The 11,941-nt window shown below is 75.8% G+C and carries 11 protein-coding genes, 1 pseudogene and 1 riboswitch; of the genes and pseudogenes, 7 read left to right on the top strand and 5 right to left on the bottom strand.

Going from position 1 to position 11,941, the window contains the following annotated elements:
* A pseudogene (locus tag IE249_RS38225) lies at nt 1-151 on the bottom strand (alpha/beta fold hydrolase); the annotation flags it as partial.
* 62 nt (nt 152-213) lie between these two features.
* Here IE249_RS38225 and IE249_RS23060 point away from each other — a divergent pair.
* A complete protein-coding gene (locus IE249_RS23060; protein WP_189707438.1) occupies nt 214-663 on the top strand; it encodes a MarR family winged helix-turn-helix transcriptional regulator in 450 nt (149 codons plus the stop codon).
* Between the two features lie 5 nt (nt 664-668).
* Here IE249_RS23060 and IE249_RS23055 read toward each other — a convergent pair whose 3' ends face one another.
* Nucleotides 669-1,427, bottom strand: coding sequence for an SOS response-associated peptidase (locus IE249_RS23055; protein WP_189707436.1), 759 nt, complete (start codon nt 1,425-1,427; stop codon nt 669-671).
* Between the two features lie 99 nt (nt 1,428-1,526).
* Here IE249_RS23055 and IE249_RS23050 point away from each other — a divergent pair, with 99 nt between their 5' ends.
* Nucleotides 1,527-2,537: an NAD-dependent epimerase/dehydratase family protein gene (locus IE249_RS23050; protein ID WP_189707434.1), complete on the top strand. Its 1,011-nt coding sequence runs from the start codon at nt 1,527-1,529 to the stop codon at nt 2,535-2,537.
* A 7-nt stretch (nt 2,538-2,544) separates the two neighbouring features.
* Here IE249_RS23050 and IE249_RS23045 read toward each other — a convergent pair whose 3' ends face one another.
* Together IE249_RS23045 and IE249_RS23040 are read right to left on the bottom strand one after the other, a co-directional pair.
* On the bottom strand, nt 2,545-3,657 hold the full coding sequence (locus IE249_RS23045) for a sensor histidine kinase (protein WP_189707432.1): 1,113 nt from the start codon (nt 3,655-3,657) through the stop codon (nt 2,545-2,547).
* 2 nt (nt 3,658-3,659) lie between these two features.
* On the bottom strand, nt 3,660-4,439 hold the full coding sequence (locus IE249_RS23040; protein ID WP_229859072.1) for a response regulator transcription factor: 780 nt from the start codon (nt 4,437-4,439) through the stop codon (nt 3,660-3,662).
* Nucleotides 4,440-4,553: 114 nt separating this feature from the next.
* Between IE249_RS23040 and IE249_RS23035 the strand changes: the two genes are divergently transcribed.
* From IE249_RS23035 to IE249_RS39885, 3 genes are read left to right on the top strand one after another with little or no spacing between them, the layout of a single operon-like run.
* Nucleotides 4,554-5,330, top strand: coding sequence for a glycosyltransferase family 2 protein (locus IE249_RS23035; protein WP_189707430.1), 777 nt, complete (start codon nt 4,554-4,556; stop codon nt 5,328-5,330).
* The gene (locus IE249_RS23030) at nt 5,327-5,944 is read left to right on the top strand and encodes a TIGR04282 family arsenosugar biosynthesis glycosyltransferase (protein ID WP_189707428.1); all 618 of its coding nucleotides are present in this window, start codon (nt 5,327-5,329) and stop codon (nt 5,942-5,944) included. Before IE249_RS23035 ends, IE249_RS23030 begins: the two co-directional genes overlap by 4 nt.
* The gene (locus IE249_RS39885; RefSeq protein WP_189707426.1) at nt 5,941-6,732 is read left to right on the top strand and encodes a class I SAM-dependent methyltransferase; all 792 of its coding nucleotides are present in this window, start codon (nt 5,941-5,943) and stop codon (nt 6,730-6,732) included. Before IE249_RS23030 ends, IE249_RS39885 begins: the two co-directional genes overlap by 4 nt.
* Before the next feature lie 328 nt (nt 6,733-7,060).
* Here IE249_RS39885 and IE249_RS23015 read toward each other — a convergent pair whose 3' ends face one another.
* Nucleotides 7,061-8,299, bottom strand: coding sequence for a molybdopterin-dependent oxidoreductase (locus tag IE249_RS23015; RefSeq protein ID WP_189707424.1), 1,239 nt, complete (start codon nt 8,297-8,299; stop codon nt 7,061-7,063).
* A gap of 27 nt (nt 8,300-8,326) precedes the next feature.
* On the opposite strand from IE249_RS23015, the gene IE249_RS23010 reads away from it, so the two are divergent.
* Together IE249_RS23010 and IE249_RS40080 are read left to right on the top strand one after the other, a co-directional pair.
* The gene (locus IE249_RS23010) at nt 8,327-9,796 is read left to right on the top strand and encodes a hypothetical protein (RefSeq protein ID WP_229859068.1); all 1,470 of its coding nucleotides are present in this window, start codon (nt 8,327-8,329) and stop codon (nt 9,794-9,796) included.
* 141 nt (nt 9,797-9,937) lie between these two features.
* Nucleotides 9,938-10,110, top strand: a riboswitch (cyclic di-AMP (ydaO/yuaA leader).
* An 8-nt stretch (nt 10,111-10,118) separates the two neighbouring features.
* Nucleotides 10,119-11,900: a C40 family peptidase gene (locus IE249_RS40080; protein ID WP_373304429.1), complete on the top strand. Its 1,782-nt coding sequence runs from the start codon at nt 10,119-10,121 to the stop codon at nt 11,898-11,900.
* Nucleotides 11,901-11,941: the final 41 nt, after the last annotated feature.

The following is an 11,941-nucleotide window of genomic DNA, read 5'->3' as shown; positions in this document are numbered from 1 at the left end:
TGTGCGCGGTGCGGGACAGGTGTGCGGCGAGACCGGCGACCGTGGCCGGGCCTCCGCCGCCGTGCAGGATCAGCACCGGCCGGCCGGAGCCGGACTCGGAGAGGGTCAGGGGCAGGTCGGGGTACACGTTCGCCGTGTCTGCGGTGGTCATGACCGACACAGTAACTAAACATCTTTATTTAAGCTACCTTAGTCGCGCGGTACACTGCGGTCATGCATGCTGACCTGCAGACTCTCGGACGGGCGGTCAAGCTCGCCCAGTACCGCCAGCACCGGGCGCTGGACAGCGCCCTGTCCGGCGTCGGTACGACACTCGCCCAGTGGGACGCGCTGCGCGCCGTCGCGCGTACGCCGGGGGCCTCGGCCCGCGAGCTCGCGGCGGCCACCTTCCAGAGCGAGCAGGCCTTCGGCACGCTGGTGGGCCGTCTGACGGCCCAGCACCTGGTGGAGCGCCGCCCGGGGCACGGCCGGAGGATCGAGCACCACCTCACGGCGGAGGGCGAGCGCGTGCTGGCCGCCGGGCACAAGGTCGCCGACCAGGTGCTCGCCGACTGCTTCGCCCCGCTGTCCGCCGGTGACCGCGCACAGCTCCTCGCCCTGCTGCGACGGCTCGACTCGGAGAGCGGGGCGGACGGGGACGGGGGCGGGGACTCGCGGGTGTAGCCGGGTCACGCGGCCGGGGGCGCCGGTGCCAGCAGTTCCGGGCCGTTGTTGCGGACATTGTTGACGGCCGGGGAGACGGGGCGCACGTCGAGGCGGCCGCCCGCCGGCGGGGTCAGCAGCTCCCGCAGCCCCTCGGCGTCCCGCCGGGCCGGGTCGAGCCAGTCGCCGTAGTGTCCGGGGCCGATCGCCAGCGGCATCCGCGGGTGCACGCGCCCGGCCGCGTCGGTGGCCTCGGTGGTGATGACGGTGCAGGTCATGAGCCAGGCGGCGGGATCGTCGTCGCGCTCGACGGCGGGGTCGCGCCAGTACTCGTAGAGCCCGGCGAGCGCCATCATCCCGCCGTCCTCGGGGTGGATGAAGTACGGCTGCTTGCGCGTCCTGCCGGTGTCTCGGGCCTTGATCTGCCGCCACTCGTAGAAGCCGTCGGCGGGCAGCAGGCAACGGCGACGGACGAAGGCGGTGCGGAAGGCCGGCTTCTCGTGCACGGTCTCCACCCGGGCGTTGATCATCCGCGCGCCCACCTTGGCGTCCTTGGCCCAGGACGGGACCAGCCCCCAGCGCAGCGGCAGCAGCTCTCTGCGTACGCCGGCCGCCTCGCCGTCGCCGTCCCGGCCGCGCGGGGCGCGTTCGAGCACCGCCCACACCTCGTCGGTCGGGGCGACGTTCCAGCTGGGGGCCGGCCCGTCCGCCGCGTGCCACTCGGTCACCTCGAACCGCCGGGCCAGGTCTTCCGGGCCGCGGGTGGAGACATAGCGTCCGCACATGGGGCCAGGGTGCCACGCCCACCGCGTGCGGTCTTACGGAGTGGTGACGTGGCGGCGCCACCCGTGGGCACGGCGGTGCGGCGGGCCTAGCGTGGCCGCATGCGCGTACTGGTCACCGGCGGTGCCGGGTTCATCGGGTCCCATGTCGTCGAGGCGCTGGCGGGAGACGGGCACGAACCCGTGGTCCTCGACGTGCGGGGGCCGGCCGGCGGGGACGTACGGAACCCGGAGGCGGTCCGCCGCGCGCTGCGCGGGGTGGACGCCGTGTGCCACCAGGCCGCGATGGTGGGCCTGGGCGACGGCGTCGCCGACGCGGCGGAGTACGTCTCGCGCAACGACCTCGGCACGGCCGTGCTGCTCGCCGGCATGGCGGAGGCGGGCGTGCGCCGCCTGGTACTGGCCGGGTCGATGGTCGTGTACGGGGAGGGGCGCTACGAGTGCGCGGTGCACGGGGTGGTGAGGCCGGGGCCGCGGGCGGTGTCCGACCTGGACGCGGGCCGGTTCGAGCCCGTGTGCCCGCGGTGCGGCCGGGCACTGCTGCCCGGGCTGGTCGGCGAGGACGCGCCGGCCGACCCCCGCAACGTGTACGCCACCACCAAGCTCGCCCAGGAGCACCTGGCGGCCGCGTGGGCCAGGTCGGCGGGCGGCTCGGCGGTGTCGCTGCGCTACCACAACGTGTACGGACCCAGGATGCCCCGCGACACCCCGTACGCGGGCGTGGCCTCCTTCTTCCGCTCGGCCCTGGCCCGCGGCGAGGCCCCGCGCGTGTTCGAGGACGGTGGCCAGCGGCGGGACTTCGTCCATGTGCGGGACGTGGCCGCGGCCAACGTGACGGCGCTGGCGGCGGACGCGGCGCCGGGCGTGCTCACGGTCTACAACACCGGCAGCGGCGAGCCGCACACGGTCGGCGAGATGGCACGGTCCCTGGCCGCCGCCCACGGCGGCCCCGAGCCCGTCGTCGCCGGCGAGTACCGCCTGGGCGACGTACGTCACATCACGGCGGACTCCGGCCGCCTGCGCGCCGAACTGGGCTGGACCCCCCGCGTCTCCTTCGAAGAGGGCATCCGGGAATTCGCCCACGCGGAACCGCGAACAGCCGCCGACGCGTAGCGTGCGTTCAGCTGCCCGCTGCCGGGAGGCGGACCTCGAAGCGGCAGCCGCCGGGGATGTTCCGCACGGCGGCCTGGCCGTGGTGGGCCTCCACGATGCCGCGGACGATGGCGAGCCCCAGGCCGGCGCCGGCCGGGGGTGTGCGGGCGTGGGTGCCGCGCCAGCCGGTGTCGAAGACGCGCGGCAGGTCCTCCTCGGGGATGCCGCCGCAGCCGTCGCTGACGGAGAGCACGACGCCCTCGGGCGAGCGCCGGGCGGCGACGGCGACCGTGCCGTCGGCGGGCGTGCGGCGGATCGCGTTGACCAGGAGGTTGCCGAGCACCCGGCTCATCTCCTTGCCGTCCACCTCGACCGGCACCGGCTCCACCCCGTCCCCCACCAGGCGCACGCCCAGTTCCCTGGCCAGCGGGTCCGCGCCCGCGAGGGCGTCGCCGACCAGGTCGTACAGCGAGATGCGCGAGCGGGTCAGGGCGAGGCTGCCGGCGTGGATGCGGGAGAGTTCGAACAGGTCGCCCACCATGTCGTTGAGGCGCTCGACCTCGGTGCGGATCTGCTTGAGGTAGCGGTCCGGGTCGGCGGCCACCCCGTCCTCCAGGGCCTCCGACATGGCGCGCAGTCCGGCGAGCGGCGTGCGCAGGTCGTGCGAGATCCAGGCGACGAGTTCACGGCGGGAGGACTCCAGCGCCCGCTCGCGCTCCCGGGACTCGGCCAGCCGGGCGCTGGTCGCGGCCAACTCCCGGCTGAGCGCCTCCAGTTCGGCGGTGGCCGGCCCGTCGGGCGCGGCGAAGTCCCCGCCGTCGCCGAACGAGCGTGCGGCGCGGGCCAGTTCCCGGCTGCGCGCCACCACCCAGCGGCCCAGCAGCAGCGCGGTGGCCAGCGAGACCACCGCGGCCATGGCCACCACCGTGGTCACCACGGACAGGTCGTGCGCGGACAGGAACATCGCCTGGGCCACGGCCAGCGTGCCCGCCAGCATCGCGCACACCGCCACCGCCGCCACCACGGTGAGCGACGCGGTGAGCGAACGCCGCCGGATCAGCCGCAGCACCGCGGCCCCGGCCAGCCCGGTCGCGGCGGCGCCGAGGAAGGCGTACAGGGCGATGAGCAGGGTGTCGCGCACGCTCAACTCCCTTGCCGGTCAGAGGGGTCGAAGCGGTATCCGACGCCCCAGACGGTCTGGATCAGGCGGGGGCGGGCCGGGTCGTCCTCGACCTTGCCGCGCAGCCGCCGGACGTGGACGGTGACCGTGGACAGGTCGCCGAAGTCCCAGCCCCACACCTCGCGCATCAGGTCCTCGCGGCTGAACGCGCGGCCGGGGTGGCGCAGGAAGAAGGCGAGGAGGTCGAACTCGCGCAGGGTCAGCGCGAGCGGGGCGCCGTGCTTGGTGGCGCGGCGGGCGGCCGGATCGACGACGAGACCGGCGGCGGCGAGCGGCCGCGCGGCCGGGGAACCCTCTCCGGCACCCGGCTCGGTGGCGTTGGCGGGCCTGGTGCGGCGCAGCACCGACTCGACCCGCAGGACGAGTTCGCGGGGGCTGAAGGGTTTGGTGACGTAGTCGTCGGCGCCGACCTCCAGGCCCAGGATGCGGTCGTCCTCGTCCCCGCGGGCGGTCAGCATGATGACCGGCACCGGCCCACGGCCGCGGATCCGGCGGCACACCTCCAGGCCGTCCATGCCCGGCAGCATCAGGTCGAGGACCACGAGGTCCGGCCGGTGGGCGGCGGCCCGCGCGAGCGCCGTCGGCCCGTCGCCGGCCCGGTCGACGACGTGGCCGGCGCGGTCGAGGTAGCCGGAGACGACTTCGGCGACGGTCGGGTCGTCGTCCACGACCAGGACGCGGGCGGCCCCGGCCGGCTTCCGCTCGGCGGGTTGCGCCCCGGGGGGCTCGTACGGCTGCTGCATGCGTCCAGCCTGGCACCGCGCCCGCGTCCGTGCCGCCCCTGTCGGGCGGCCGGCGCCCGACGTCCGCGTTTCGTAAGGAGCCGAGGTCCGATACACCCCTTTTGCGTTCGTAGGGTGAGAGCCGTGACGACCTCTCCCACACCACCCGACGTCGACGTGGTGCTTCCCTGTCTGAACGAGGCCGGCGCCCTGCCCTGGGTGCTCTCCCGCATCCCGGAGGGCTGGCGGGCCCTGGTGGTGGACAACGGTTCCACCGACGGCTCGGCCGGGATCGCGCGCGCCTACGGTGCCACCGTCGTGCACGAGCCGCGCCGCGGATTCGGCGCCGCCTGCCACGCCGGTCTCGCCGCGGCGAGAGCCGACGTCGTGTGCTTCTGCGACTGCGACGGCTCCCTCGACCCGGCGCTGCTGCCGCCCTTCGTCGCCGAGGTGCGCTCCGGCGGCGCCGACCTGGTGCTCGGCCGGCGGCGGCCCGAGCGCCGGGGCGTCTGGCCGGCCCACGCCCGGGCGGGCAACCTCGTGCTGGCCCGGCTCCTGCGCCGCCGCACCGGGCTGCGCCTGCGCGACCTCGGACCGCTGCGCGCCGCCCGGCGCGCCCCGCTGCTCGCCCTCGGTCTCACCGACCGGCGCAGCGGCTACCCGCTCCAGATGGTGGTGCGGGCCGCCGACGCCGGCTGGCGCGTCACCGAGCACGACGTGCCGTACCTGCCGCGCACCGGCGCCTCGAAGGTGACCGGCACCTGGCGCGGCACCTGGCAGGCCGTACGGGACATGAGCCGCGTCCTCGCCGAGCCGCCGCCCTCTGGGCCGCTCCCCTCGGCCGCCGCCTCACCCGGCGCGGAGCCGCGCCTGCCGGCAGCCCCCGCCGCGACGAGAGGAATCCCCCGGTGACCACGCTGCTCGTCATCGCCAAGGAGCCCCGGCCGGGCCGGGTGAAGACCCGGCTGACCCCGCCGTTCAGCCCGCGTGAGGCGGCCGCGCTCGCCGAGGCGGCATTGACGGACACCCTGCGCGCCGTCGCCGCCGCCCCGGCCGCCCGGCGCGTACTGGTCCTGGACGGCTCACCGGGTTGCTGGCTGCCGCCCGGCTTCGACGTCGTACCGCAGTGCGCGGGCGGGCTGGACGAGCGCCTGGCCGCGGCCTTCGCGGGCTGCCGGGGCCCCGCGCTGCTCATCGGGATGGACACCCCGCAGGTGACGCCCGAGCTGCTGAGCGCCGGATTCGGCGACTGCGACGCGCTGTTGGGACCGGCCGAGGACGGCGGCTTCTGGGCCCTCGGGCTGGCCGCGCCCGATCCCGCCCTGCTGCGCGGGGTGCCGATGTCGACGGCCGGCACGGGAGCCGCGCAGCGCGAGCGGCTTGTGGCCGCCGGGCTGCGGGTGCGCGACCTGCCGCCGCTGCGCGACGTCGACACCGCCGAGGACGCCGAGGCAGTCGCCGCCCTCGCCCCGCACGGCCGCTTCGCGGCGTGCCTCGCCCGCACCCGGGCGGTCGCCGGCCGATGAGCACCGCACACGAGATCGCGCCCCGCCGGCCGGCGGGACCACCGCCCGCCGCACCCGCCTGGGCCGCCGACGAGCCCTACGCCGCCGCCCTGCGCGCCGGCCGCGGCCCGCTCTTCCTGCGGCGCGCCGACGGATGGCTGCTGCCGCTGGAGGTCGAGCGGTGGTGCGCGGAACCGGACCCGGTGGACCTGGAGGTGCTCGACCGCTGCGAGGGCGCCGTACTCGACGTGGGGTGCGGGCCGGGCCGGCTGGTCGCGGCGCTCGCCGCCCGGGGCCGGCCCGTCCTCGGCATCGACGTCAGCGAGGCCGCGGTCGGTCACACCCTCCGCCTCGGCGGCCCGGCGCTGCGCCGCTCGGTCTTCGAACCGCTGCCCGACGAGGGACGTTGGGACACGGCGCTGCTCATGGACGGCAATGTGGGCATCGGCGGCGATCCGCGCGCCCTGCTGCGCCGGCTCGCCCGCCTGCTGCGCCCGGGCGGTCTGCTGATCGCCGAGACGGCGCCGGTGGACGTGGACGAGCGCGTCCACGTCCAGGTCGTGCACGGAGCCGGCGGCGGGGCGGGCAGCCCGTTCCCGTGGGCGAGGGTCGGCACCGGGGCGCTGTTGCGCCACGCCGGCCGGGCGGGCTGGCGCGGCGCCGGTCAGTGGTCGGCGGACGGCCGGTGCTTCGTCGCCCTGCGCAGCCGCAGGACGAACACCAGCGCCGAACCGCCGAAGAGCACGGCGGTGATCAGCAGCCAGCGGGTGAGGAAGCCGTCCGCCGGAAGGGCGGTGGCGAGCCGGTAGCGCCGGGCCGCGCTCCCGGCGATCAGCGGGAACCACACCAGGAGCAGCAGCCCCGACAGGGCCGCCGGGACCCGGACGTACATCACCCACTCCCGGCGGCCGGCCGCGGCGAAGGCCCGTACGAGGGCGCGGTCGGCCGCCGCGTACAGCGGCAGCAGCACCAGGTCGTGCAGCAGCGCGGCCCCCGCCACCCACAGCGCCACCGCGAGCCAGTCGCCCGCGAGGAGCCGCAGGCCCGCGTAGCCGGCGAGCGCGAACGAGCAGGTGAGCAGCAGCAGTCGCAGGGGGCTGCCGACCGGGACACGAGGCGTGCGGGGCGGCCAAAAGGTCATCGCAGCTCTCCGAAGGTCAGCCGGGCCACCCACTTGGTGTTGAGCACGCCGGGCGCCGCGGGCACGATCACGCGGGCCGGGTGGCCGTGGTCCGGGGTCAGTTCCTCGCCGTTGACGTACAGGGCGAGCAGGGACAGCGGGTCGCGCACCTGGTTGGCACGCAGCGCGGCCCGCCGGAAGGCGCCGTGGCGCTGCAGCGACTCCACGAGGACGTCGGGCGCGTCGTCGTACCCGACCAGGGCGGCGAGGTCGCGCAGCCGGACCCCCCGCCACCACTGGTCGGACGTCGACCAGCCCTCCACGCACGCGATGGGCAGCGCCGCGCTGTACAGGGGCATGCGCAGCAGGTCGGCACGGGAGAGCCGGACGGTGCCGGTGCGGCCGGTGACGACGAGCCGCCAGGCCTCGTCACCGGTCTCGGCCGGGTCGATGCCCGCGTAGGCGGCGGTCTTGTTGATCTGGAACCCGCCGGGTCCGCCGCCCGGTTCGGCGCCGCCGTGCGGGGCGAGCAGGGCGGTGCGCCGCAGGGGCCCGTCGAAGTCGCGCCCGGCCGTGGTGCCGAGCAGCAGCAGCGACCCGCCGCCGACCAGCCAGAGCGCCCCGCGCCGCGACACGGTGGGCGGATCGGGCCGCGGGGAGCGCAAGTCGCCTTCCGCACGCGGCCTCTCGCGCAGGCCGCGCACGTTGCGCAGTGCCGCCGGTGTCTTCAGGGCGGCGTGGGCGAGGAAGGCGGCGAAGAAGACCCAGGCGCCGTAGAAGTGCAGCGGGTAGAACGAGCCGGGGAAGACGTAGTCCAGTTGGACGTTGAGCACACCCGTGGTGAACTCGAACAGGCCGCCGCCGACCAGCAGGAGCAGCGAGATCCGCTCCAGCGCGTGGGCGAGCGAGCGGGCCGGCGGCAGCGCGAACAGCCGGGGCACGACCGACCACAGCTTGGCCAGCAGCACGGGGATCAGGGCGATCCCGAGCGTGACGTGGACGCCCTGGGTGAGCCGGTACAGCCAGTACGGCCGGGTGGGCCAGGTGAAGAGGTAGAACCCGAGGAGGCCCTTGCCGGGCGTCTGGTCGTTCACCGGGGACAGGCCCGGGTTGTAGGCGGCGTACGACACCAGGCCGGTCACGAACAGCACGGTGATCCCGGCGAGCAGGACCAGCCCCAGCACCGAGGTGAACCAGGGGCCGCGCAGGGGGCTGCGCCAGAAGCCGGGTGAGGTGGGGAGCCGTTGATCGCTCATGTCCCGACCGTAGGCCGGGGCAGGCCCATGAAGGGGTCCGCAACCGATGACGAAACGCTGACGTCCGGGCCGTGCGGGCCCTCGGCGGCCGCCCGCCGACCTAGGTTCTCCGGTGTGACCCGCCCTCTCCTGCGCGAGCTGTCCGCCGCCGCGGCCGCCGCCCTGCTCGTCCTCGTCGCCGTCCTCGCCGGCCGCCGCATCCAGGACGTCCACCACACCCTGTTCGTCGCCTGGCCCCCGCTGTTCGCCGCCTGGGATCCGCACGTGGGGCCGGGCACTCCGGCGGCCGTGCTGGTGGCGGCCGCCGTCGTGGCGTACGGGCCCGCGCTCGCCGGGCGGCTGCCGTGGCGGTGGCTGCTCGCCGGCGCCTGGGCCGCCTCCCTGGCGTGGACGTGGTCGCTGGCGCTGGTCGACGGCTGGCGACGGGGCGTGGCCACCCGCCTCACCACCGGCAACGAGTACCTCAGCGTGATCGGCCGCTTCCACGACATCCCGGCCACCCTGCGGGACTTCACCCATCACATCGTGGAGGGCTCCCCCGCCCCCTGGCCCGCCCACATCGCCGGTCACCCCCCGGCGGCGACGCTCACCTTCGTCCTGCTGGACCGCGTGGGGCTGAGCGGCGGGGGCTGGGCCGGCGCGTGGTGCGTGACGTCCGGTACGACGGCGTGCGTGGCGGTGCTGGTGGCGGTGCGCGCGCTCGCCGGGGAGTGCCTGGCGCGCCGGGCGGCGCCGTTCCTGGTGGTGGCGCCGGCGGCGGTGTGGGTGGGGGCGTCCGCGGACGGCTGGTTCGCGGCCGTGGCCGCCTGGTCGGTGGCGCTGCTCGCGTCTGCGGTGGCGGGCCGTGGCCGTACGGCCACGCGGGCGGCGGCCGCGTTCGGGTCGGGGCTGCTGTTCGGGCTGACCTGCTATCTGTCGTACGGGCTCACCCTGTTCGCGCTGATCGGGGCCGGTGTGGTGCTGCTGGCGCGCGTGGCGCCCGGCGCGCTGCTGCGCGGGCTGCCGCTCTTCGTCGGCGGGCTGGCCGTCGTCCCGCTGCTGTTCACCCTCGCGGGGTTCGACTGGTGGGAGGCCTACCGGCTGCTGGTACGGCGCTACTACCAGGGCGTGGGCGGCATCCGGCCCTACGGCTACTGGGTGTGGGCCAACCTGGCCTGCACGGTCCTGATCACCGGCCCCGCCACGGCGGCCGCACTGCCCCGGGCCGCCACGGCACTGGCCGGCCGCCGCACCCGGGTGCTCGCCCGCGACCCGGGGACGGCCGGGGATCCGGCGACCGCCGAGGCGCGCCTCGGTCTGCTCGTGCTGTGCGCCCTGCTCGCGCTGCTCGTCGCCGACGTGTCCGGAATGAGCAAGGCGGAGACGGAACGCATCTGGCTGCCCTTCGCCATGTGGCTGCTCCCCGCGGGCGCCCTGCTGACCCGGCCCCGGGCGTGGCTGGCCGGCCAGGCCGTGCTCGCGCTGCTGATCAACCATCTGCTTCTGACGGGCTGGTGACGGGCGCGTGACCCGGTCCGGCCACGGAAAGGTCACGAAAACGTATCGGACATTCCGCCCTTCAACCTTCACACGAGGCACACACGTTCGCTAAGTTGACGCCCAGGCCGCACGATTGCCTCCGGCGACTCACGTCGGATCGCGCTGCCTCCGCCGAGTCCGGCGCGCCGCACGGCGATCCGGAGCCGGGGACCCAACCGACATTGGGGTGAATCGGCCGACCGCCCTCCGGGGCAAGGCCGTAGGGCACACCTTCCGGAGCACCTCCGCCCGAACCCGACAGCTGACTCGGTAGGCGGGTTACGGAAGGAGTGCGTCTTCGTTGACGCCGGAACGACCCTCGCCCGAGGTTGAACGACGGATCAGCAGTCTCTACGACCGGGCCGAGACCGACTCGGGCACCTACAACGCCACCCGCGCGATGAGCAGGGGTGGCCGCCCCCGGTCCGACTCGGTCTCCGGCCGTGCGCCGAGGCGGTCCGACCCGGTGCTGGACAGCGTGGCCAAGGAGTGGTTCGACATGGCCCGCGGCCAGTTCGGACCCTCGGTGCCGGCCGCCCTCCCGCCGGACCGCCGGCCGCGTCCGGCCAACTCCCGTGGAGTGACGCTGCGGAGGCGTCCCGAGCCGGGCCTCGATCCTGGCGGACCCGGTGGTCCGGGTGGTCCGGGCGGCCGGGAACTCGGCGCGCCGTCCCGGCTGGAGCTCACCGCCGGTCCCTCGGCCTCGGCGGCCCCGGGGCCCGTACCGGAGCTGACCTCGGGGGCGACGAACACCGTCGGCCCGATCGCGGAGTTGACGGCGGGGCCCGAGGCCACCGCGGTGGCCACCGGCCCGCTTCCGGTACTGCCCGCCGCACCCGAGGCGGCGACGCCCGCCGGGCCGGCCCTGACGCCGGTGGGACAGGACCTGACGTACACGGGGCAATTCCCGGCGCTCACCGGGGAGTTCGTCGCGTCCGCCGGACCGTTCGCGGAGTCCACCGGGCAGTACGCGGAGTCCGTCGGACAGTACGCGGAGTCCGTCGGACAGTACGCGGCACCTAGCGGTCAGTTCCCGGCATCCACCGGGCAGTTCGCGGTGCCCGCCGCTCCGGCGGTGACGCCGCCGGCCGCGACGGATGCGCGGCAGGGGTCCGTCGCGGGCGCGCCCGCGTCGTCCGCCGGGCGCCGACTGGCCGCGTCACGGGCGTCCAAGGACCAACTGCGCGCCAAACTGAACCAGGCCCGCGAACTGCTGTCCCGCCAGACCGCACGGCAGAGCCCGCAGCCGGCCTTCGCGGCCGGGGCCCAGCAGACCTACGCGGGCCAGGCGCAGGAGCGGGGGTTCGCGGCGGCGGAGGCCCAGCAGACCTTCGGGGGCCGGCAGACCTTCGCCACCCAGGCGCAGCCGTCCTTCCCGGGAGCCGGGGCGCAGGCCTCCGGGCCGGAGTCCTGGGCCTCGGTGCGGCAGACCGGGGGTGTCGCCGACGCGTCCTGGCCCGCTCCCCCCTACGAACCTGTCGCTCAGCCGGCCGCCACCGAGTCGTTCGCCGCGCTCCCGCTCCCCACGGCGAGCGCGCCCCCGGCCTACGAGACGCCCCCGGCCCCCGTCGTACCGCCGGCCTACGAAGCAACCCCGCCGTCCGGCACGGCGTCGGTGCTGGACGCCGCCGCGCCCGTCACCCCGTCGCAGCCCTTCGCCGATCCCATGCTCAGCGGGTTCACCGGGTTCACCCCCGTTCCCGAGACGGCCGCCTCGGCCTACGAGCGCAAGGCCGCCAAGGCCCTGGAGTTCGCCCGCGCGCAGTTGGGCAAGCCCTGCGTGTGGGGAGCCACCGGACCGGAGTCCTACGACTGCTCCAGTCTCGCCCAGGCCGCGTGGCGGGTCGCCGGGGTGGAGCTGCCGCGCAGCGCGTCGCAGCAGACGGGCTCCGGCACCCCGGTCGAGCTGTCCGACCTGCGCCCCGGAGACCTGGTCTTCTTCTACGCCGACGCCAGTCACGTAGGGATCTACGGCGGAAACAGCGCCATGGTCCACGCCCCCGGCCCGGGGGCGCCGATCCGCGAGGAGTCGGTCTTTTTCGCCGGCCCCCAGGCGATCCACAGCGCCGTACGGCCGGCCTGAGTCCGCCGGCGTCCGCCGCGCCCGTGTCCTCATCCACCCGG

It is taken from the genome of Streptomyces anandii JCM 4720 (genome assembly GCF_014650655.1).
GTDB classification, from domain to species: Bacteria; Actinomycetota; Actinomycetes; order Streptomycetales; family Streptomycetaceae; genus Streptomyces; species Streptomyces anandii.
Note: the sequence above shows the minus strand (reverse complement) of the source record. Positions and strands in the feature narration are given on the sequence as shown.

Coding starts and splice junctions, on each gene's coding strand:
- IE249_RS23060 (WP_189707438.1), top strand. CDS start 214: ATGCATGCTGACCTGCAGACTCTCGGACGGGCGGTCAAGCTCGCCCAG.
- IE249_RS23055 (WP_189707436.1), bottom strand. CDS start 1,427: ATGTGCGGACGCTATGTCTCCACCCGCGGCCCGGAAGACCTGGCCCGG.
- IE249_RS23050 (WP_189707434.1), top strand. CDS start 1,527: ATGCGCGTACTGGTCACCGGCGGTGCCGGGTTCATCGGGTCCCATGTC.
- IE249_RS23040 (WP_229859072.1), bottom strand. CDS start 4,439: ATGCAGCAGCCGTACGAGCCCCCCGGGGCGCAACCCGCCGAGCGGAAG.
- IE249_RS39885 (WP_189707426.1), top strand. CDS start 5,941: ATGAGCACCGCACACGAGATCGCGCCCCGCCGGCCGGCGGGACCACCG.
- IE249_RS23015 (WP_189707424.1), bottom strand. CDS start 8,299: ATGAGCGATCAACGGCTCCCCACCTCACCCGGCTTCTGGCGCAGCCCC.
- IE249_RS23010 (WP_229859068.1), top strand. CDS start 8,327: ATGAAGGGGTCCGCAACCGATGACGAAACGCTGACGTCCGGGCCGTGC.